A 21,732-nucleotide genomic window follows, 5' to 3' on the forward strand; every position below is an offset into this window, starting at 1 on the left:
ATGGTAGCGTTTTTTGTTTATACCAATGTCGATTTTCGACAATTTTCACCGATTTTCACCTTAAAATGAGCGATTTTATGACGTCACGGCCTAATTCTTCATTTAGGTTTTTAATAATCTTTTCTCTGCCATAACCCAATTCTTCCCGCAAAACCGATGAGCTTAACTGAACGAGTAAGCGATCTCTGTCTAATTTTATTAAGGAAGTGTATTTTGCAATAGCGGGCCCCATAACAGCATTCCAGGCTTCTGCGACATCTACTTTATCTATTCCTTTTTGTAATTTATTTTTTTCTACAAAAGCGCCAAGCACGTCTTTAATAGATTTTGGATCTGCGTCTCGTTGTGCCATTATTGTGTAATATCTATTTTTTCAAAAGGTTTATAAGTGTATATAATTCCTTTTTCGTTTTTAACTTTTAAAATTTCGCCATCAGCGAGAAGCACAGTTTCTTTCCATTTATCATAAGGTGTGCTGTAATACAACCTCAAACTGTCATCTTCTACCTTTGCGATTATGTTTTCACGGCTTTCACTTTTTTTAAAACTACCGTCAATTACAGGAGCCAGCTTTAAGCGGTAACCTGTTGTGTCTTTTAACTCGATATAATCAATAAGTGTGCTCATAGCGTACTCAACTTCTTTGCCATAAGGGGTTTCTACTTTTTTAATTTCCCAATAACCACTTATATTCTTCTTTTGATCCTGAGGGTCTTGCTTTGTACAGGAGTAAAAACACAAACCCAGAAGAAGTGTTATAAATTTAAACTTCATAGCTTAAATATTTTATAGGTCTGGTGTATTTCTTTCACAATATTTTCGGTACGTTCTGGGTGTGTATCACTAATGAATAACTGGCCAAAATTATCATTATTAACCAGTTCTATGATCTGCTTAACTCTTGATTCATCGAGTTTATCAAAAACGTCATCAAGCAAAAGCAGGGGAGTGGTGCCGCTAACCTGTTTTATAAAATCAAATTGTGCCAGTTTTAATGCTATAAGGTACGATTTCTGTTGGCCCTGAGAGCCAAATTTCTTAATAGGATGTCCTTCTATTTTAAAGCTTAGATCATCTTTGTGCGTCCCAACGCTTGTATACTGCAACATGCGATCTTTGGGTAAAGCTTCTTTAAATAATTGGGAAAGTGGCGCTTCGTTTAACTGGCTTTTGTATTTTAACCTGACTTCTTCTCTGCCACCACTTATAGAAGCATATCGCTGCTGAAAAATAGGTGTGAATTTTTCAAGAAAATCCTTACGGGCATTAAAAATGTTTAGCCCAATAGCTGCCATTTGATCGTTGTAAACAGCGAGTGTAGTTTCATCAAAAGTACGATTGGCAGCAAAGTATTTAAGAAGCGCATTACGCTGCGAAAGTATCTTATTGTATGAAATTAGATTATTGAGATAGGTTTTATCACTTTGCGAAATAACGCCATCTATAAATTTTCTTCTCGTATCGCTTCCTTCTATAATAAGATCACGATCTGCAGGCGAAATTATTACAAGGGGTAAAAAACCTATATGTTCTGCAAAGCGCTCATATTGTTTTGCATTTCGCTTAATAACTTTTTTTTGCCCACGTTTTGCACTTACCAGGACTTTCTCATCCCTGTCGTCTTTTTTATATAAACCTTCAATTACAAAAAAATCTGCGTCGTGGTTAATATTCTGAGTAGTAATAGGGTTAAAGTAGCTTTTGCCAAAAGATAAGTGGTAAATAGCATCGAGGATATTTGTCTTCCCTACGCCGTTATTACCCACAAAACAGTTGATTTTTGCATCAAGTTCAAACGTGGCAGATTCAAAATTTTTATAATTAATAAGCGAAAGTGCTTGAAGGATCATAAAATTATTTAAGCGTTTTTAAAGTTTAATTATTTAATTTTTAAGTAGTTATAAAAATCAATTTCTCTAAGCAAATTATTATAAAATAACAAAACAATAGCCTTTTAATATTGAATAAAAATTTTATTTTTGCGCCCAACAAAAGTTTAAGTATGGCTACATATAAAAAGAGAGGGTACAAACCAAAAACCAAAGAAGAACAAGAAGATGTTCAGCAGGATGAGAGTACAACTGCAGAAGTTTTTTCTAGTCTTGATGAGGGTGCCACTAGAACAGAAGCCTGGGTAGAGAAAAATCAAAAATGGATTTTTATCATCATAGGTCTAATTGTAGTGGGTGTACTAGCTTACTTAGGGTACAAAAAATTTATACAGGAGCCTAAAGAACTTGAGGCTTCTAATGAGATGTACCAGGCGCAGAATTATTTTAACGAAGCTTTAAATGGTCTTGCAGCTAAAGATTCTCTTTATAATATGTCTCTTAACGGTGGTGAAGGCAAGTATGGTTTTCTTGATATAATAGATAACTATGGCGGTACCAAAGCTGGTAACCTTGCTCATTATTACGCCGGGATGGCTTATTTAAATACTAATCAATATCAGGAAGCTATAGATCAACTAGAAGATTTTACACTTGATGATGAGATTCTTGCACCACTTGCAAAAGGAGCTATAGGAGATGCTTTTATACAACTTGAGCAACCTGAAGAAGCTTTAGGTTATTATGAGAAAGCGGCAAACATGAGAAAGAATGATTTTACGACTCCGCGTTTTCTTTTAAAAGCAAGTGTTACTGCGATAGAGCTAGGTGACAATGATAAAGCAGTTAGTTTGCTTAATGAAATAAAAGAGAAGTACAGTACTTCTGCCGAAGCTAAAAATGTTGACCTGTATTTAGGTATGGCTAAAGCTTCTAATTAAAACATATATCATATTATGGCGACAACAAATCTGTCGGCTTACGATAAGGCAACAATCCCAAACGCGAAAGATTTTCGGTTTGGGATTGTTGTTTCAGAGTGGAATCATGAAATTACAGAGGGCCTCTTTAAAGGTGCTTTTGCGGCATTAAAAGATTGTGGAGCGATAAGTGAAAACATCGTACGCTGGAATGTTCCCGGAAGTTTTGAACTAATATACGGTTGCAAAAAGATGCAGCAAAGCTATGACATGCTAGATGCTGTAATTGCTGTAGGTAGCGTTATACAAGGGCAAACAAAGCATTTTGATTTTGTTTGTGAAGGTGTTACTCAGGGTATTAAAGATCTTAATGTACAAAACGATATTCCTGTTATTTTCTGTGTACTTACAGACAATACCATGCAACAAGCTATTGATCGCAGTGGCGGCAAACATGGTAATAAGGGTACAGAAGCTGCTATAGCTGCAATAAAAATGGCGCAATTGCGAAAAGACTCTAAGTTTTAGAGAGACAATAATTTAAAGGTGGAACGCTTTTTGCTCATCTAGAATGAATACCTGTAAAGAAGAAATTTAAGGGTATTTATTGTAAATTTGAGTAATATTTAAAGAAAGGGAATCTACCGTGAAAATTAATATTCTAAAACAAAAGCATAATAGCCGTTTTAACTATACGCCCAGATACTACAAGGGTAAGGACATTGGGAATCCCTATGATTTTGATTCTAAATTCCAAAAATACAAAGACGCTACAAATGCAAATGACTTTAGAGCGCAATGGTCTGAAGCACGTATTTCCAGCCGCAACAGAGGTAACAGAGGGATAAATAGAACAATAGTCTATATTGTAATTATACTTCTATTTCTATTTTTGTACATAATCGATTTTGATCTTTCTATTTTTAGGCAACCCAGATAAATGGCAGACATTATTAAGCTTTTACCTGATCACGTAGCTAATCAAATTGCTGCGGGAGAAGTAGTACAACGCCCGGCTTCTGTAGTTAAAGAACTTCTGGAAAATGCACTTGATGCAGGATCTGCTACCATAAAACTGGTTTTAAAAAATTCTGGTAAAACGCTTATTCAGGTTATTGATGATGGGAAAGGTATGAGCGGTACAGACGCTCGACTAAGTTTTGAAAGACATGCCACTTCAAAAATTCAGAAAGCTGAAGATCTTTTCGCTTTACATACAAAAGGTTTTAGAGGTGAGGCACTGGCATCAATTGCTGCAGTGGCACATGTAGAATTAAAAACCCGAACTAAAGAAGATGAACTGGGCACTTGTATACAGATTGAAGGCGGTCAGGTTAAATCTCAGGAAGTAGTAGCTGCTGCAGAAGGAACCTCAATTGCCGTTAAAAATCTTTTTTTCAATATTCCCGCCAGGCGAAATTTCCTCAAATCTGATAATGTAGAGTTTAAGCATATTATTGATGAGTTTCATCGTGTAGCTCTTGCTCACGAAAATGTGGCATTTGTTTTCTATCATAATGAGAACGAAATGTTCAATTTGCCAGCCTCAAATAAAAGACAGCGCATTGTAAATATTTTTGGCAGCAAAGCCAATGAAAAGTTGGTGCCGTTGCATGAGGATACAGAAATAGTAAATATTAGTGGTTTTATACTAAAGCCAGAATTTGCCAGAAAAACCAAGGGCGAGCAGTTTTTTTTTGCCAATGGTCGTTTCATAAAGCATCCATATCTTAATCATGCGGTATCAGCAGCGTTTGACGGACTTTTACAGGATAGGGCACGAGCTAGTTACTTTATTTACTTAGATGTAAATCCTAAAACGATAGATATAAATATTCACCCTACTAAAACAGAGGTGAAGTTTGAAGATGAGCATGCGATCTATACACTTTTAAGATCATGCATAAAACACAGTCTGGGGCAGTTTAATATAGCTCCTGTTTTAGATTTTAATCGGGATGCTAGTTTTGATACTCCTTATTCTTACAAAGACAAAGATCTGCAGGCACCGCGTGTAGAGGTTGATCACAATTATAATCCTTTTAAAACTGTTGAATCAAAACCTGTTCAACGACATAGTTCTTTTGAAAAGAAAAGTAGTGCAGGTTGGGAAAATGCTTTTGAAGGTCTTGAAAAAAAATCTCCTTTGTCTAAAAACACTACAGATTTTAGCCGTGTAGAAATTGAAAGCAGAGTTCATAATGAACCCATTTTTGAAGAACACGAGAGTCAGGGTGATCTTTCTTTTACAGATAATACTTCTTCCGGAAGTACTTATCAGCTTCACAAGAAATATCTTGTAAGTACTATTAAGAGCGGTATGGTTATTATAGATCAACATCGTGCGCATCAGCGTATTTTGTATGAAGAATTACTTCGAAATATTACAGTTAAGGAATCTGTGAGTCAACAGTTGCTTTTTCCGCTTCTCTTAGAATATTCTGCTTCAGAAATAAGTATCTTCAACGAACTAAAAGAGTCGTTAGAGAATACCGGCTTTGTGCTTAATATATTGCAAGAAAACACGCTTGAAGTAGTGGGAATACCTTCAAGCATACAGGAAAGCGAAGTATCAATTGTACTCGATCAATTATTGAGCGATGTACAACATGAGGTTCCTGATGCTGGTTTTAGTCAGACTGATGTTCTGGCAAAAAGTATGGCAAACAGTATGGCTGTAAGAAGCGGTGAGAAGCTCGATGAGCTTTCGCGTGAGCATTTAGTAAATAAATTGTTTGCCTGTAAAGAGCCCGCATTGTCGCCTTTTAATAAAAAAACGTTTGTCACAGTTAGCGTTGACGAACTCGATAGAAAATTTAGTTCATAAACTGTAATTTTTGTGATTTACAGTGACAAAGAAAATTGATGGGAAAAATAACAGAAACAGTAAAAATACTTATAATCGTAAATGTGATCTTCTATCTGGGATCACAATTTTTAGTACCAAATGCCGTCCAGCTTTTTGGACTCTGGTTTCCTGAAAATCCCAATTTTGAGTTCTGGCAGCCGCTTACGCATATGTTTATGCATGATCAGGGAAGTATTATGCATATTCTTTTTAATATGTATGCACTCTGGGCGTTTGGTAGCCCTATCGAGCAGATGCTGGGGCAAAAAAAGTTTATTTTCTTCTATTTCTCAGCTGGTTTAGGAGCTGCTCTTATACATACTTTAGTAGGATATTATCACTACCAGGGTGGTTATAATGCTTTATTAGACGCAGGATATTCTCCGGCGGAGATCAAAGATGTAGTTAATAATGCCTTTACCGGTATTATGCAAACCGGGCAGTATTCATATCCCAGTATTGCAGAAGCAGGACAAGTGCAGAGTATGATAGAAGCATTTTCCGTTTCTGCGGTAGGAGCTTCAGGAGCAATATATGGTATTCTGGTAGCGTTTGGGATGATGTTTCCTAATGTTGAATTATTTCTCATATTTGTTCCTATACCGGTGAAAGCGAAATACTTTATTCCTGTTATCTTACTCATTGATCTATTTTCAGGGGTGACAGGTTTTTCTCTTTTTGGACAGAATATTGCTAATTTTGCGCATTTAGGTGGAGCTTTATTTGGCTTTATTATGATCTGGTATTGGAAGAAAAATAGTTTTAACAACAAACGCTGGTATTAATATGGCGACAAACAACCTGATGTATCAATTTAAGACGGCAAATGTTCTCATAAAACTTATTGTCATCAATGCGTTGGTATGGATAGGTTTTACTTTGCTTGACTGGATATTGGGTTACCCGGGAGGTGCTCTTGAGCAATGGTTTAGCTTACCATCATCATTTAATTATTTCATCACACAGCCGTGGTCAATTGTAACTTATGCCTTTTTTCATGAAGGTTTTTGGCATATTTTCTGGAATATGATGGTGCTTTATTGGTTTGGAAATATTGTGCTTAATCTTTTCGCAGAAAAAAGATTTCTTACTATTTATTTTCTGGGAGCGATTGCGGGTGGCTTGTTCTACATGCTGTCTTATAACGTGTTTCCTGTTTTGATTAAAAGTAATGCCATTCTCATAGGTGCATCTGCAGCTGTTACTGCTATCATGATATTTATAGCTGCTTATACGCCTAATACTGAAGTGCGCGTTATATTTTTTAATGTGAAGCTATGGCAAATAGGTTTGTTTGTCGTGTTAGTTGATTTGGTACAAATACCTAATTCTGCTAACGCCGGTGGCTTGCTCTCTCATTTGGGCGGTGCTATTTTTGGTTACGTATACGCTTTACAATTAGGCAAGGGTAACGATATAGGATTGTGGTGGGAAAGAATGATAGATAGTTTTGCCTCTTACTTTAAGAAGAAGGAGAAAACGGCAAATATGAAGACTGTTTATCGCAATAGAAATGCTACGGCATCCCGACCTGCCAGAAATAGTAACGATATGTCTAAAAACGAGCAGCAACGTAAGATTGACGACATTTTAGATAAGATTAGTAAAAGCGGCTACGAGAGTTTGTCTAAACAGGAAAAAGATTTTTTATTTAAAGCAGGAAAGGAAAATTGATGAAATCACTTAGTCTTTTCAACAAGATCGTTTTTGTAATCAACAGTTTTTTTGCATTCTTTCTTTTGGTAGGCTATGTTTTGCCTTTTATGCCTCCACGCATATTTCCGCCTTTGTCGGTTTTAACCCTTGTTATACCGGTTTTGATCATTATTAACCTGATTTTTGTCGCTTACTGGTTGATCCAGTTCAAAAAACAACTCTTACTTTCTGGTATTGTGTTAGCTCTAGGATTGCTGCAAAACACCACCTTATATAAATTTACGGGCACAGAAGTAAAACAGGAAAAGGGTATTAGTTTACTGAGCTATAATGTAAGATCGTTTAATAAGTTTCAATTCTTAAAAACAGATAGTATACCTGCTAAGATTAAGACTTTGATACTTGATGAAAATCCTGATATTGTATGTTTTCAGGAGTATTTACCCATTGTAGAACTACCTGCAGATCGATATCCTTTCTCTTTTAAGCTGCCAAAGGGGAAAAGGAAAACGATGTATCAAATGATCTATTCTAAATATAAGATCATTAAACAGGAGTCTCTTGATTTTCCGAATAGTTTTAATAACGGAATCTATGTAGATATAGTAAAAGATAAGGATACAATAAGAGTATACAATCTACACATGCAAACCTTATCTCTAACACCAGAATTCTCAGAATTACAACATGAAGATTCTAAAAAACTGATATCAAGAGTAGGCAGCGCATTTAAAAAACAACAGGAGCAGTCAGAAATTTTTTTAAGAAGCGAGGCAAACTGCCCTTATCCTAAAATTGTAGCTGGTGATTTTAATAATACGGCATTCTCATATATCTATAAGAAGATAAGAGGGGAGAAGAAAGATACTTTTGAAGAAGCCGGTTCTGGTTTTGGCCAGACATTTATTTTCGATATTATACCTTTGAGGATCGATTTTATACTTACAGATCCCATTTTTGAAACTCTGGGTTTTAAAAACTTTAAGCAGCCATATTCAGATCACTATCCTGTTAAGGCAACTTTCAGGATTAAATCTTAAGATTTAGATTTTCAAGATACGTAAGCGCATTCGGGCCTTCATTAAAGAGCAAATCTAGTACAGAAAGATTGGGAATAAAATCATGTTTATCCTGAAAAACCTGAGCATATGGGGGTGGTGTAACATTCACTTTGCGCTTAGCATCAATCAAATATCTTTTATCAGCAAATTCAGTTTCGTTTTCATATGCGCTGGAGTTAGTTTGCACAATATCGACCTGCAATGCTTCTAAAACCGCGCTAATAGAAGCCAAATTAAAATCCATTAGCTTCTCATATTTTTCATTAAAAAGACCTTCAAAATCGTCTTCATAGAATTCAAAAAATGGCGAAGTGCGGTATGCAATCTGTATAGAGCGCCAATGTTGTCTCTGCCATAAAAAACTATTCTCTATAAATGCTTCGCTTGTTTTTTTATGTTTACCGGCGATTTTATGATGTCTCACCGGGATATTCAATAACAATGAACCGTTAGAAGTCGCAATATACGTGCGGTTGCGATAGCTCTGCTTTTGATAGTTATCGTGAGTTTCAAATACGACTTTATCTGCCTGAGTAATTTCAGCAACGGTAATAATATTTGGTAAATATGCAGGATGAATAAGTATGCTTTTCAAAGAAAAATATTTTTTGCGAAGTTAAATAATATACTAAATTATCTGTCTTTTATTGATAGTAGGAATTTTACTACGAACACAAATAATTAAAATATAATCTATTAACGTTTTAATAAACAGGTATTTATATTTTCATATCAGTTATATTTTAAATAAAAATTAAGAAAATAGTGCATTTAATCGATAATTTAGTACATTTGTTGTGTATTTTATCGAAATATAACGTATTACATCTATGAGTTCGAATTTTGCCCCTTCATTCCTACCTAGGTTTTACAGTATACTGATATTCATTTTATTCGCCTTTACTCAACAGAGTTTTGCGCATGATAATGAGAATCCTGATCCTGTACTAGAAAAGATACTCAAACAAGTTCTTTCTGCCACAGAGCAGATGCAATATGCAGTAGCTATAGACAAAGCTTCTGATCTTATTAGTAAAGCTGAACACGAAAAAAATAATAAATTTATCTTTCACGGGTATAATCTTTTAAGTATAAATTACTTTCAGGTTAGAGACAGCGTGCATTCTCTTGATTATGCGCGCAAAGCAATGAAATATGCAGAGCGATCACAAAATGATACGCTTTTAGTGTGGGCTTATAATAATCTTGCTGCAGGTCTTGCTTCTCATGCTGACACCAGAGATGAAGCTCTTACGCTCTATAAAAAATCTCTGAATATTGCACGAAAATTAAATGATGGTAATTTTCTGGATGCTGCTCTAAATATAGCCGAATTATATAGAGATCAGGGCAAGTTTCACCAGATGCCTATGTATCTTAAGGAAGCAGAAAATAGTCTTGACCCCGAGAATATTTCATTTGATGACCCCAGAATTTACCTGGCCACACTTTGGGGCGATTATTACAGAGGCGTAGGTAAACCTGAAAATACTGCCGATTATTACGATGCTGCTTATCAACTTATAGAGAAAGACAAAATACGGTTTCTGGCTATCGAGTTTTACCAGCGTTATGCCAGTTTTTTGGCAGAATCTGGCGATTTTTCAAAGGCGTATGAAGTGCAAAGTCAATATCAGGACTACTTTAAAGAGACTGATCATATAAACGAATTAGAGACCGTTCAGCTTGCAAAGGCGCGTTCTGAGGCTGCCGAGTTTAAAAGACAGCGTAATGAAGCCGAATTAAAAAGGCAACTTGCAGATCAAAACCTTGAACGCAAACAAATACAATCTGTTCTGTTAGCAGCTATTTTAGTGCTGCTAATCATTTTTTTAGGGTATTTATATAAAAGTACGCGACTGCGGAAAAACCTTATTTATAACCTGAAAAGAAGTAATCAGGAACTTAAAGATGCTAAAGAAACTGCGGAAAATAGCATAAAAGCTAAAACTAAATTTTTCTCCACCATAAGTCACGAGATGAGAACGCCACTATACGGTGTTACCGGTATTGTTTCCATTCTGGAAAATAGTCCGCAGATTAAGAAAGCACACGAGGAAGACTTGCGTTCTTTAAAATTTAGCGCCGGTCATTTGCTTGATATTATTAATGACTTACTCGATATTTCAAAGCTTGAGACTAAAAACTTTAAGCTTGATATGCGACCTTTAAATATCAAGCTTTTAATAGAAGAGATAATATCATCCCTAGATCAATACCATCTGGTAAAATCGAGTAAAATTCATTTTAATTACGACAGTAAAACTCCGCATTACATAATAGGTGATTCACGTCGTATATCTCAGGTTCTGTTAAACATTTTGAGCAATGCCGTAAAATTTACACAAAACGGAGACATTTGGTTACGCTTAAGAAGCGAAAATATATCAAAAGGAAGATACAGGTTGAAGTTTGAAATTGAAGATAACGGGATTGGTATTGCACCTAAAGATCAGCGCCTGGTCTTTGACGAATTCAGCCAGATAGAGAATATAGCTCAAGGCGGACAAACAGGTACCGGACTTGGATTACCTATTGTGAAGAAATTACTTGAAAAAATGGATTCTCAAATTTCAATAAAAAGTGAATTGGGAAAAGGAGCTACATTTAGTTTTGCAATCGATTTTAAAGAAGCGACTCTTCTTGATGTTATGGAATTTGGCTCTAGCCAAAATGATCTCGACAGTGCACACTACAACTTTTTATTGTCTAATGCTTCTATTCTAATCGTTGATGACAATAAGATCAACAGGATCGTTACTAAGAAAATTCTCGATACTAAGAATGTAGTTACAACTCAGGCTGAAAATGGCGAACAAGCGCTTGAGAAAGTAAGAGGAGGCAATTTTGACCTTATTTTGATGGACATTAATATGCCTGGAATGAATGGTTTTGAAACCACCAAAGAAATACGAAAAATCGACGCAGATATACCAATTATCGCATTAACCGCTGCAGATGGTAATTACATTGAAAAAGAGATAAAAGAAAGCGGTATGAATGGTGCCATCATAAAACCTTACAGCATGGACGAATTCCTGAATATTTTAATCGTTCATCTTTCTACCAGAAGAAAATCTCTTACGCTATAATCTAAATTAAATTTAAGGTTGCGAGCGTTGCTCAATTCTTTTTAAGTTACGCTGTATTTTGTTGATAGCAGATTCAATAGATTTTTCAGGCTCTATTACGTTATAAGCTCCCCAGAAATCAGGATCTGCAAACCCGGAAGCTTCATCAACAAGGATAGCAGATGCTTTGTACGTATTTTTTCGCGTAAGCACTTCTATATCACTTTCTTTTTCCCAATCTGTAACCAGCATTTCGCTGCTGATTCTATAACGGGAATTAAATAATTTACGTTTCCAGTTTACTACAAATTCTAGTTGCACATTGCTATAGCCGTAATACCATTTACCATCTTTCTCTCTATAGTCTACGCGATATGATGCTTCTACAGGATATACCCTCACATTGTTCGGTTTTTTACGTACAAACATAGAGCTGGCTAAATCCCTGTTTTCAACATTGAGGTTGTAGAGGGCATTAGTAAGAGCCATAGTTTTAGAGTTTATATAAAGCTTACCGTAATAAAGTGGATCTAAAACGCGATCTTTCTGTTTAAAATTTACTACATAGATCAGTTCGTCATTTATAATAGTTGATTCACCAAAAGAAAACTCATAATAGGGCAGGAGGTCCTGGGTAAGAAAATAATCTGGGTATTTAATTAAATCAACGTAAAGAGCATTTAGCGGTCCTCCCTGCAATTTTAAAGCAATAGTATCAAGCTTACTGTAATCTGTGCTTTTACGTGCTTTATACAATCCCACGAGATCATTTGCAGCAGATGTATAAGGCCTCTTCTGAATATTTACTACAGCTTCTGCTAACGATACATTTTTGTTTCTTCGCTTAATAGTTTCCCTGTAAAAAGCGGTCATATATGTTTGATCTTCTATGTAATTATCACCTTTATTTAAAAACACAGCACGTACTAAAGCCTCTGCACTTTTAGGTCGTGTCACATTTATTTCACCCAGTTCTGTTGCGCTAGGTTCTAGGGCAATAACTGTGTTATTAGTTCTAAACTCTGAAATAATGATTAACAGTTTTTGGTAGCCTAAAAATGAAACCTCCACTTTTGCATTGGGCATCCCTTTTGGGACTTTAAGCGAAAATTCACCTTCAGAATTAGTAACTGAAGCAATGTTTGTCCCTTCAACAGTGAGATTTGCAAAAGGCAAGGCATCTTCTGTATTTTTATCGATTACCTGGCCTCTGTATTCTATAAAATCGTCTGTGGTATCCTGTGCATTTATTATACCTGAAGTTAATATCAGGAAAAGTACTATAATGGACTTTAAGTGTCTGTTTTTTAGATTAGTATTTTTCATAGCGGGTGATTTTAAAAGGTGTTTTCTTTCATAACAATATACGAAATATCAATCGATTTCGTAATTATTTCGCTTTAGCTATTTGTCTGGCATGATAACTGTAAATGTCTGTTATGGCTGCGTAGATTATAAACATTAATAAATTAATAATAATGAATCTGCAACATTTGTATAATTTTACCGTATTAAATAAAAAAGAGTGTTGAAAAAGATTGATCAGTTTGGGTTTGATTCGGCAGGCATATGTATGCTTGTGGTCTTTCTTTTTATAGGAGGTTATTCTGCTTTTGCTCAAATAGATCAAAAATCGGGCTCCTTTAAAATCCCGGCTGTAAAAGATACTGCTCAGGTTAATAACATAGAGAAGCCTAAATCTTCAAACCTAAGCATAGAAGGTCTTAAAACCGAATTACCTAAATCTAATTTTCCTTTAAATAGTACATTAAACGATCCGCTTGAAGGTGAGAATGCAACATCGTTTTATATGATGAAACCAAAAGAAGAATTTGCAGATGCCGGTGCGCGCTATACACAGCAGATGAATGAAAGACAGGTGCAGCGTGAAGCGGCTATGAATATGCCACAGCAAAATGATATTAATTACGGTGAGATAAAGAGTAAGGCTAAAGGGATACGTGTGGTTTGCAGAGATTTTGGTGCTATTGACGGCGATAGAATAACAATTATGATCAATGATGTGATCGTAAGAAACGGCATGTATCTGGATGCGTCTTATAATGGGGTAAATCTACCTTTAGATAAAGGTTTTAATAAAATTACATTTTTAGCTGTAAATCAAGGTAGCACTGGTCCTAATACAGCGCAGTTTATCGTCTATGATGAGAACGGAAATACAATCTACAACAATGAGTGGAACATGCTTACCGGTGTAAAAGCAACTGTAACTTTCGTTAAGGACTAAAAAAAGAGCCAAAAGTTAATTTGGCTCCTATTTCATTCTTTATAATCCTGCTTAAAGCTTACCGTCCTGTTCATCCAGATAATCTTTACCGGGACCGCCCTGGCTGTGTAATTTATTTTCCTCATCATTGAGACCGTTGCCTTTATTTTTCTTAGCGGCCTCTCTTCCGGGAACATCAAGATCTGAACCTGCAAAATCTACTTCTCTTTCTCGATCGCGCAATTGTTGATCATCGCCACCGTCTTTATGAATGTTTTTCTGTTTTAAGATATCAAGATCTTCTTTCGTCAAATCTGGATCGTAGTCTATATTTTTCTGTTTATCTGCCATAATAGTTGTTTTATTTTAAAGTTACAGATATAATGAAAGTTCTAATTACAATTTAACAGGACTATATAGAATTATAACATCGTTTTAATATTTCCGCATTAAGCACAGTTACTGCAGTTTAGATTTAACAGAAGTTTATTAAAATATGGCTGTAATAAACGTAATCTCGCTAAAAACTGTAAATAGGTTTCAATAAATTTGAGAAGTTTAGCTTAAGCATTTTGAAAAAGAAAAAAAAGATTGTTTTAAAGATATTGCGCATATTAGCAAAGGTGGTTGGCGTTATTCTCCTGCTACTGCTTTTAATTATTCTTTTTGTACGATCGCCATGGGGTCAAAATATTATTGTCAACAAGGCTGTTTCTTATATTGAAAACAAAACCAATACAAATGTTGAGATCGACAAGTTGTTTGTAACCTTTGCAGGTGACATACAGTTAGACGGTTTGTTTCTGGAAGATAAAAAAGGGGACACCTTAGTTTATTCAAGATCATTAGAAGCAGATATACCTTTATGGCCTATTATTTCAGGTAACGGAATTGGGATTGATGAAGTAGACTGGCAGGGATTACGAGCAAATATTATACGTAATGACTCTGTAAATGGCTTCAACTATCAATTTTTAATAGACGCTTTTGTAACGCAGGATTCCACAACCACTGCTCAGGATACTACGGCAACTGCCATGAATATCTCTCTTAGGGATTTTCATTTTGAAGATTTTAAAGTAAAATACCTCGATTCTGTAGGCGGTATAGACCTTGATCTCGATCTTTCTCAATTTGAAGCTTCTGTAGATCATACAGATCTTGATAATATGGATTTTCGCTTAAGCGAAATTAAACTGGCAGACACTCATGTAGATTTTAATCAGTTCAAGTCTGTGGTCGATACTACAAGTACAGAAGAAAGTGCGCTACCTAAACTAGCAATAGACGATATTGAACTCATTTATGTAACGGCCAATTATAATTCTATTCCCGGCGGCATTAATAGCAGAGTTAAAATAGGTGAATTTCTGGCTACAAAAATCGACCTAAACCTGCCAAAAACCGACTATAAATTGGGTAAAATCAGCCTAAATAACTCTGATTTTTTAGTCGAAACAACCGTAAAAGATTCCGTAATTTCCAGCCCAAAACCTCAAAATTTATCTCAAGGTTTTACATGGCCGGCAATGCATGTAGCTGTAGACAATATAGAACTGGCTAATAATAATGTTGAGTATTATGTAAATGGTGCCCAACCGCAAAAAGGTAAATTGAATCCCAATGCAATTAAGCTCAATGATCTAAGTCTTTCTATTGACTCAGTAATTTTAGAAGATAAACATGCGGGACTAACCGTAAAGGCTTTAAATTTTCAGGAATTTTCTGGTATAAATGTGCGCAATTTTGCTCTCGATGTTAACGCTACCGATGAGGAAATTAATGTGGGTGATCTAATGGCTGCTGTAAACGGCAATACGCTAAAAGGAGATCTTGATCTCAAATACTTAAGTCTTGCTTCATTTATAGAAACGCCAGAAAACGCATTTCTTGATCTTGATCTGCAGGAAATAGATGTAGATATAAATGACGTTTTTCTCTTTCAACCTGATTTAAAAAATAATGAAAATCTGGTAAAATTGGCTAAAAATCCGGTTTTTGGGCGGCTAAAAGCATCCGGTAAATTAGCAGATATTCAGATTCCTAATCTTAATATTAACTGGGGACAAAATACTTCTATCGTTGCCACAGGATCACTTCAAAATGCGACAGACCCTGATAATCTCACATATAATTTTCCGAAAGTAAAAATAGCGACCAGAAGAAGCGATCTAATTCAGGTTCTTGATGAGCAACAACTGGGTTTAAAACTTCCTGACACGATCACTTTAAGTGCAAATGTAAAAGGAGGTACGCAATCTGCAGATGCATTAGCAGATCTCAACACAAGTATGGGTAATGTGCATCTTGATGGTAATTTTGATTTTGGTGATGCTATCGCCTTTAATGCCGAAGTCGAGGCCTCTAATATTGAGATTGGTAATTTATTACAGAATGATCAGTTAGGTGATTTAAACCTGACAATAACAACTCAAGGTTCAGGAAACACGATTAATAATCTGGATGCTCAGATTGATGCTACGGTACAAAAATTTACATATAACGGCTATGTAATTAATGATCTCAATCTTTCTGGTGATATCAATAACGGCAAGGGTAATCTTAATTCAAAATATAAGGATGACAATCTAAATATGAATTTGAATGCAGCTGTTGTATTAGATTCTGTAGCTCCTGAAGCAAATGTGAATCTTGACGTGATAGGGGCAGATTTGCAGGCGTTAGGTCTAGCTTCGCGAAATGTAAAAGCGGCCTTAAAACTAAAAGCAGATTTTAAAGGGAATGCAGATTCATATGACGTTAACTCGTCGATTACAGAAGGTGTAGCGGTTTATGATAATCAGGCTTATCTTTTAGGTGATGTTGATATTGATGCACACGTTAATCCAGATACTACTTCAATAAATATAAATAACAGAATTATTGATCTTAATTTAGAATCAAACGCTAGTCCGGCAGCTTTCACTACAGCAATACAAAACCATATCAAAACATACTTATCTAATGAGTCACGTACAGATACGTTGACCAGACCGGTAGAAGTGAGAGTACGCGGGACGATTAATCAAACACCTATTCTTAATGAGGTTCTGGTAGCTAACTTAAGAGAACTTGACACTGTAAATATTGCAGTTGATTTTAGTGAAAAAAAGCGTGAATTAACAGCAAATATTGATCTGCCATATGTAAACTACAACGGGTATACTATAGACAGTCTGGCCTTAAATTTTGATTCTAATGCAGATCATATGAATTTTGATTTTGGCCTTAATGAGCTTGATGCCGGGCCTGTTGCTATCAAGAAAACCATAATTAATGGTAACGTTGCAGATAAGACTTTATTTCTTGATTTTCTTTCTACTTACGAGGGCAAGAAAATTGTACAAATGCAATCTCAATTCACAAAGAGTAATGATACTTTACGATTTCATATAGTACCAGATTCACTTATTTTAAACCGAAATAAATGGCAGGCTGCAGCCAATAATCGGGTCGAAATAGCCGATAATTCTATTGTTTTCCGCGATTTTAAAATTCAGAGAGAAAACCAGTCTTTTGAAGTAACTAATAATATGCCTAATGTTGAAGCCGAACATATTGGTCTCAATTTCTCAAATTTTAATCTCGCAACCCTTCTTAGTTATCTAAACCCGGAAAAGAAACTCGCCACTGGTAATCTTAACGGAAGTTTTATTGTTGAAGATCCATTTAATAGTCCGGGAATGCTGGCCGATTTAAACATCAATGATTTGAATATGATGAGCGTAGATATGGGCACTTTAAATCTTAATGCCGAATCATTAGGTAATGAAAATTATGATTTTAATATGGCGATAAAAGGTGGCGAAGTAGACCTTGACCTGACCGGAAATTACAAAGCTAATACTACAGCTGCGCTGCTTGACCTTTCTTTAGATATAAATAAGATAAGTATGAGCGCGGCAGAAGGTTTCTCATATGGAGAAGTGACTAATGGATCTGGTAATTTATCAGGTTCTATTAAAGTGACTGGCACAACTGCAGACCCACAATATGATGGCGAATTACATTTTAATAAAGCTGGTTTTAAAATTGCGATGCTCAATGAGCCATTCTTGCTTCCAGATGAAACAGTAACATTAAATAATGAGGGTATTTACTTTGATAATTTTACGGTTCAGGATTCTACACAAAATGCATTTACCGTAAATGGAGATATACTTACTGAAAGCTTTCTAAACCCTTCTTTTGATCTTAATTTAAAGGCAGATAATTTTCAACTTCTAAATTCAACAGCAGAAGATAATGATCTTTTTTACGGTAAAGCTTCTTTTGATGTAGATGCGGCTATTACCGGTGATCTTAATTTGCCTAAGGTAAATCTTAAACTTGATGTAGGGTCTAGTACAAATGTCACTTACGTGGTTCCGGCCTCAGAAGTTCAGGTAGAAGCAAGAGACGGTGTTGTGATTTTTGTCAATAAAGAAAACCCTGATGCTATACTTACCCAAACTCAGGAGAAATCATATACGGTTTCCGGTTTTCAGATAGATGCTTTACTTTCTGTAGATGAGGATGCCGTTTTCAACATTATTATAGATGAAGAAACGGGAGATAACTTTCAGGTGAAAGGTGAAGGTGATCTTAATTTTAATATGTACCCTAACGGCAGGACCACACTAACCGGAAGGTATGACATTAGTGACGGCCATTATGAGATGAGTTTGTACAATCTTGTAAAAAGACGTTTTGAAATTGCAGATGGTAGCAGCGTTTCCTGGTCGGGTGATATTTTTGACGCAGATCTTAATGTGAAAGCGTATTACAATGTTGAGACTTCGGCTTCTGCGCTTATGGCGGCGCAGACTTCTGGTTCTGATATTTCTACACGTAATCGCTACAAACAGGTGTTACCTTTCTTAGTTTATCTGAATATTGATGGCGAAATGATGCAGCCTAAGATCAATTTTAATCTTGATATGCCACGTGATGATCGTGGTGCTATAGGCGGCCAGGTTTATGGTAGAGTGCAGCAATTAAACCAACAGGAAAATGAACTGAACAAACAAGTCTTTTCATTATTAGTGCTTAATCGTTTCTTCCCAGAATCTGGTAGCGACGGGAGTAGTGGCGGTGCAGCAACAATTGCGCGTGATAACCTAAACCAGGCTTTATCAGATCAACTAAATGTCGCTTCAGATAAATTATTAAAAGATACCGGTCTTGAACTTGATTTCGGACTTAACAGTTTTACAGATTATCAGGGTGATGCTCCACAAGACCGTACAACGCTTGATATTGCCGCTCAGAAAAAGCTGCTTAATGATCGTTTAATCGTGCGTGTAGGCAGCGAAGTAGATATACAGGGAAGTGCGCCAGATAATTCACAGAGTACTCCCGTTATTGGCAATGTAAGTCTGGAATATTTACTTACCGAAGACGGCCGTTTTAGACTTCAGGGTTTTAGACGTAATGAATATGAGAATGTGATCGATGGCCAGTTGATCGTTAGTGGTATCGCTTTAATATTTACCCGTGAGTTCAACAAATTTAATGAGCTCTGGAACGCAATTTTGAAAGAAGAAGAAGAAGCAACCAATGAAGAATAGAACCAGTTTATTTTTTACAACGCTTATAGTTTTCACTGTCCTGCAGTCCTGTAGTGTAGAACGATTTGTTCCTGATGATGAACTGCTGTATGAAGGTGCTTCTATTAATATGGTTTCAGATACTGTGGTAGATAATGAGGCATTGCTTAAAAGCGAATTAGAAGCTACTTTAAGACCTGATTCTAACAAGAAGTTTCTGGGTATGCACCCCGGGCTTTATTTTCATTATAAAGCGCAAAGAGAAAAACCAGGATTCATCAATAAGTTTTTAAATAAAAAAATGGGTGAGGAACCCGTTTATCTTTCTGATGTTGATACTTACGAAATGGAACAAATCCTGCTGAATCGTCTTGAGAACAGAGGTTTTTTCTACAGTAATGTCACCTCCTCGGTAGAAGAAGATACTATTTCTAAAGAAGCGAATGTAGATTATAACGTACGACTGTTGCAGCCCTATCTCATGCAAACCTATCAGCTAGATAATGATTCACTCAAGATATATAAAGATATTAAGCAAGATCTGTCTGAATCTGTAATGAAAAAAGATATGCGATTTGATCTTACCGCTATGAAGGTTGAAAGACAACGCATTGATACTGATCTGAAGAAAAAAGGATATTACAATTTTGACGCAGGTCTTTTACTGTTTGAAGCAGATACAAACCAATACGATAACAGAAGGTATGATCTCTTTTTAAGATTAAAAAAAGATGTACCGAAAAAATCTACAGTTCCTTATAAAATTGGCAGGGTCAATATATTTCCCAATTATACGATAGGTCAGGATTCTGTACGACAAGACACCGTTAAGCTGGCAGATAAAAATTTTATTCAAAAAGAAGAATTTTTTAGACCAGACAGACTTGATCCTTTTGTTCAGATAGAAAAAGGACAACTTTACGATCCCGATATTTCTAGAAACACAAGCAGAAGACTAGGTTCTATAGGTGCTTATAAATTTGTGAATATTAGATACGATGAGATCGATTCTACAAATACAGATAGCTTAGGTTTACTTGAGGCCAATATTTTTCTTTCGCCATTAACTAAAAGAGCTTTAAGAGCAGAATTACAGGCAGTAACAAAATCTAATAATTTCGCAGGACCCAGTCTTGCTCTCACATTTACTAACCGCAATTTATTTAAAGGAGGAGAAGTGCTCAATGTGTCAGCTAATTTTGGTTACGAGGTGCAACTTGCCGGCGGTAATCAATCTGGTTTAAGTAGCATACAATTAGGATTGAAAGGTGATCTCATTTATCCCCGTATGTTATTTCCCGTGCATATAAACAGCGATTTCTTTAAATACAGCATTCCAAAAACAAAAATAAGTCTGGGTGTTGATTATCTTAATAGAAGTCAGTTATTCAGTTTAGGTTCAGTCACAGCTTCTTTTGGCTATACCTGGCAGGCAAACCGATACATTACACATGAGATCAATCCTATTTCTTTAAACTATGTAAAACTGAGCAATACGACTGAAGAGTTTGATCAAATCCTGGCAGATAATCCATTTTTGCAAAGCAGTTTTGATCAGCAGTTTATTTCAGGTCTCACCTATTCATTTACATACAACGGTATGGTAGATGCAACTGCGAGACATCAATTCTTTTTAAATGCAACTTTTGACACCGCAGGAAACAGCATAGACTTAATAAGTGGTCATGGTGCAGAAAATCCTCAAACATTTTTAGGTCTTGAATATGCACAATATGTAAAAGCAGATGCAGATTTTAGATATCATCTTAATTTAGGAGGAGATCAGGTTATAGCTACCAGACTTTTTGCAGGTATTGGGATTCCTTACGGGAATTCTGATATTTTACCTTATACAAAATTGTATTATTCCGGTGGGCCGTATAGTGTGCGCGCATTTAAAATAAGATCATTGGGACCAGGAACATATGAGGGTGGTGAAGATGATAATTCGGCTTATTTTGATCAAACGGGTAATCTAAGACTTGAGGCGAATATCGAGTACCGTTTCCCGTTAATAAATGTGCTTAAAGGTGCTGTATTTGCAGACGCGGGTAACATCTGGAATACTAAAGAGGGAGGTCTGGAAGGCGGCAAATTTACTTCAGACTTTATAAATCAGTTGGGTATTGGTGCAGGCTTTGGTTTGCGTGTAGATATTCAAAGTTTTGTTATTCGTCTTGATCTTGCGGCCCCTCTTCATGACCCCGCGCTCTCAAAAGGGTCACAATGGAATTTTGACGTGCAAAACCCGGTACTTAATTTCGCCATAGGCTATCCCTTTTAAGATCATTCAAATTTTAATAAGATTTATATTACTAAAGTTTTTAACAAATTAATACTGTGTAAGTTAAAGTATGCAAAAGTTTTAGGAAACTGAAAAGTCTTGATCTACTTTCGCTATGAACCTAACTTAAACTTTTAATCATGCTATTATTCTAATAACCAATAGAACAATAGGCTTTCAAACCGGCTTCATTGTTTTAAGAGTGGCAAACAGGCCTTTTACCTTTAATTATTGACAATCAAAAAAATATAAAAATCCGGCTTTTTAGTCGGATTTTTTGCTGTTTAAGGGAGATATTCACTGGTTTC

General features: G+C 35.8%; 17 protein-coding genes. 11 read left to right on the forward strand and 6 right to left on the reverse strand.

The genetic code is table 11. The features are described from left to right. Nucleotides 1-55: 55 nt before the first annotated feature. From ACH3PA_RS15045 to recF, 3 genes are read right to left on the reverse strand one after another with little or no spacing between them, the layout of a single operon-like run. On the reverse strand, nt 56-352 hold the full coding sequence (locus ACH3PA_RS15045; protein ID WP_416441788.1) for a DUF721 domain-containing protein: 297 nt from the start codon (nt 350-352) through the stop codon (nt 56-58). Continuing rightward, complete coding sequence (locus ACH3PA_RS15050) at nt 352-774, reverse strand: hypothetical protein (RefSeq protein WP_416441790.1); 423 nt, start codon at nt 772-774, stop codon at nt 352-354. The genes ACH3PA_RS15045 and ACH3PA_RS15050 overlap by 1 nt, the downstream gene beginning before the upstream one ends. Continuing rightward, the gene (recF, locus tag ACH3PA_RS15055; protein WP_416441792.1) at nt 771-1,850 is read right to left on the reverse strand and encodes a DNA replication/repair protein RecF; all 1,080 of its coding nucleotides are present in this window, start codon (nt 1,848-1,850) and stop codon (nt 771-773) included. The genes ACH3PA_RS15050 and recF overlap by 4 nt, the downstream gene beginning before the upstream one ends. Nucleotides 1,851-2,002: 152 nt before the next feature. On the opposite strand from recF, the gene ACH3PA_RS15060 reads away from it, so the two are divergent. From ACH3PA_RS15060 to ACH3PA_RS15090, 7 genes are all read left to right on the forward strand, one after another. Next, complete coding sequence (locus tag ACH3PA_RS15060) at nt 2,003-2,770, forward strand: tetratricopeptide repeat protein (RefSeq protein WP_416441794.1); 768 nt, start codon at nt 2,003-2,005, stop codon at nt 2,768-2,770. A 15-nt stretch (nt 2,771-2,785) separates the two neighbouring features. Then, on the forward strand, nt 2,786-3,277 hold the full coding sequence (gene ribH, locus ACH3PA_RS15065) for a 6,7-dimethyl-8-ribityllumazine synthase (protein WP_416441796.1): 492 nt from the start codon (nt 2,786-2,788) through the stop codon (nt 3,275-3,277). Between the two features lie 118 nt (nt 3,278-3,395). Then, nucleotides 3,396-3,689 carry a hypothetical protein gene (locus ACH3PA_RS15070; RefSeq protein WP_416441798.1) on the forward strand — a complete coding sequence of 98 codons (294 nt, stop codon included), beginning with the start codon at nt 3,396-3,398 and terminating at the stop codon, nt 3,687-3,689. Further along, nucleotides 3,690-5,576 carry a DNA mismatch repair endonuclease MutL gene (gene mutL, locus ACH3PA_RS15075; protein WP_416441800.1) on the forward strand — a complete coding sequence of 629 codons (1,887 nt, stop codon included), beginning with the start codon at nt 3,690-3,692 and terminating at the stop codon, nt 5,574-5,576. A gap of 38 nt (nt 5,577-5,614) precedes the next feature. Beyond that, on the forward strand, nt 5,615-6,382 hold the full coding sequence (locus tag ACH3PA_RS15080) for a rhomboid family intramembrane serine protease (protein WP_416441802.1): 768 nt from the start codon (nt 5,615-5,617) through the stop codon (nt 6,380-6,382). A gap of 1 nt (nt 6,383) precedes the next feature. Then, the gene (locus ACH3PA_RS15085; protein ID WP_416441804.1) at nt 6,384-7,271 is read left to right on the forward strand and encodes a rhomboid family intramembrane serine protease; all 888 of its coding nucleotides are present in this window, start codon (nt 6,384-6,386) and stop codon (nt 7,269-7,271) included. Next, nucleotides 7,271-8,293, forward strand: a complete 1,023-nt coding sequence (locus ACH3PA_RS15090; RefSeq protein ID WP_416441806.1) for an endonuclease/exonuclease/phosphatase family protein — start codon at nt 7,271-7,273, stop codon at nt 8,291-8,293. The genes ACH3PA_RS15085 and ACH3PA_RS15090 overlap by 1 nt, the downstream gene beginning before the upstream one ends. On the opposite strand, the gene ACH3PA_RS15095 is transcribed toward ACH3PA_RS15090, so the two are convergent. Continuing rightward, nucleotides 8,283-8,909, reverse strand: coding sequence for a WbqC family protein (locus ACH3PA_RS15095; RefSeq protein WP_416441808.1), 627 nt, complete (start codon nt 8,907-8,909; stop codon nt 8,283-8,285). The two genes, ACH3PA_RS15090 and ACH3PA_RS15095, sit on opposite strands and share 11 nt — an antisense overlap. 235 nt (nt 8,910-9,144) lie before the next feature. Between ACH3PA_RS15095 and ACH3PA_RS15100 the strand changes: the two genes are divergently transcribed. Continuing rightward, nucleotides 9,145-11,406: a response regulator gene (locus ACH3PA_RS15100; protein WP_416441810.1), complete on the forward strand. Its 2,262-nt coding sequence runs from the start codon at nt 9,145-9,147 to the stop codon at nt 11,404-11,406. Nucleotides 11,407-11,418: 12 nt separating this feature from the next. Here ACH3PA_RS15100 and ACH3PA_RS15105 read toward each other — a convergent pair whose 3' ends face one another. Continuing rightward, nucleotides 11,419-12,711, reverse strand: coding sequence for a carboxypeptidase-like regulatory domain-containing protein (locus ACH3PA_RS15105; protein ID WP_416441812.1), 1,293 nt, complete (start codon nt 12,709-12,711; stop codon nt 11,419-11,421). Nucleotides 12,712-12,910: 199 nt separating this feature from the next. On the opposite strand from ACH3PA_RS15105, the gene ACH3PA_RS15110 reads away from it, so the two are divergent. Continuing rightward, the gene (locus tag ACH3PA_RS15110) at nt 12,911-13,633 is read left to right on the forward strand and encodes a hypothetical protein (RefSeq protein ID WP_416448265.1); all 723 of its coding nucleotides are present in this window, start codon (nt 12,911-12,913) and stop codon (nt 13,631-13,633) included. Between the two features lie 51 nt (nt 13,634-13,684). On the opposite strand, the gene ACH3PA_RS15115 is transcribed toward ACH3PA_RS15110, so the two are convergent. Beyond that, nucleotides 13,685-13,963, reverse strand: a complete 279-nt coding sequence (locus tag ACH3PA_RS15115) for a hypothetical protein (protein ID WP_416441816.1) — start codon at nt 13,961-13,963, stop codon at nt 13,685-13,687. Nucleotides 13,964-14,184: 221 nt separating this feature from the next. Between ACH3PA_RS15115 and ACH3PA_RS15120 the strand changes: the two genes are divergently transcribed. Next, entirely contained in the window at nt 14,185-19,161 is a 4,977-nt protein-coding gene (locus ACH3PA_RS15120) for a translocation/assembly module TamB domain-containing protein (RefSeq protein ID WP_416441818.1), read from the forward strand. Next, on the forward strand, nt 19,151-21,424 hold the full coding sequence (locus ACH3PA_RS15125; protein WP_416441820.1) for a BamA/TamA family outer membrane protein: 2,274 nt from the start codon (nt 19,151-19,153) through the stop codon (nt 21,422-21,424). Before ACH3PA_RS15120 ends, ACH3PA_RS15125 begins: the two co-directional genes overlap by 11 nt. Nucleotides 21,425-21,732: the final 308 nt, after the last annotated feature.

The sequence above is a fragment of the Leeuwenhoekiella sp. A2 genome (assembly GCF_047946655.1).
Taxonomy (GTDB): Bacteria; Bacteroidota; Bacteroidia; order Flavobacteriales; family Flavobacteriaceae; genus Leeuwenhoekiella.

Coding starts and splice junctions, on each gene's coding strand:
- ACH3PA_RS15045 (WP_416441788.1), bottom strand. CDS start 352: ATGGCACAACGAGACGCAGATCCAAAATCTATTAAAGACGTGCTTGGC.
- ACH3PA_RS15050 (WP_416441790.1), bottom strand. CDS start 774: ATGAAGTTTAAATTTATAACACTTCTTCTGGGTTTGTGTTTTTACTCC.
- recF (WP_416441792.1), bottom strand. CDS start 1,850: ATGATCCTTCAAGCACTTTCGCTTATTAATTATAAAAATTTTGAATCT.
- ACH3PA_RS15060 (WP_416441794.1), top strand. CDS start 2,003: ATGGCTACATATAAAAAGAGAGGGTACAAACCAAAAACCAAAGAAGAA.
- ribH (WP_416441796.1), top strand. CDS start 2,786: ATGGCGACAACAAATCTGTCGGCTTACGATAAGGCAACAATCCCAAAC.
- mutL (WP_416441800.1), top strand. CDS start 3,690: ATGGCAGACATTATTAAGCTTTTACCTGATCACGTAGCTAATCAAATT.
- ACH3PA_RS15080 (WP_416441802.1), top strand. CDS start 5,615: ATGGGAAAAATAACAGAAACAGTAAAAATACTTATAATCGTAAATGTG.
- ACH3PA_RS15085 (WP_416441804.1), top strand. CDS start 6,384: ATGGCGACAAACAACCTGATGTATCAATTTAAGACGGCAAATGTTCTC.
- ACH3PA_RS15090 (WP_416441806.1), top strand. CDS start 7,271: ATGAAATCACTTAGTCTTTTCAACAAGATCGTTTTTGTAATCAACAGT.
- ACH3PA_RS15100 (WP_416441810.1), top strand. CDS start 9,145: ATGAGTTCGAATTTTGCCCCTTCATTCCTACCTAGGTTTTACAGTATA.
- ACH3PA_RS15105 (WP_416441812.1), bottom strand. CDS start 12,711: ATGAAAAATACTAATCTAAAAAACAGACACTTAAAGTCCATTATAGTA.
- ACH3PA_RS15115 (WP_416441816.1), bottom strand. CDS start 13,963: ATGGCAGATAAACAGAAAAATATAGACTACGATCCAGATTTGACGAAA.
- ACH3PA_RS15125 (WP_416441820.1), top strand. CDS start 19,151: ATGAAGAATAGAACCAGTTTATTTTTTACAACGCTTATAGTTTTCACT.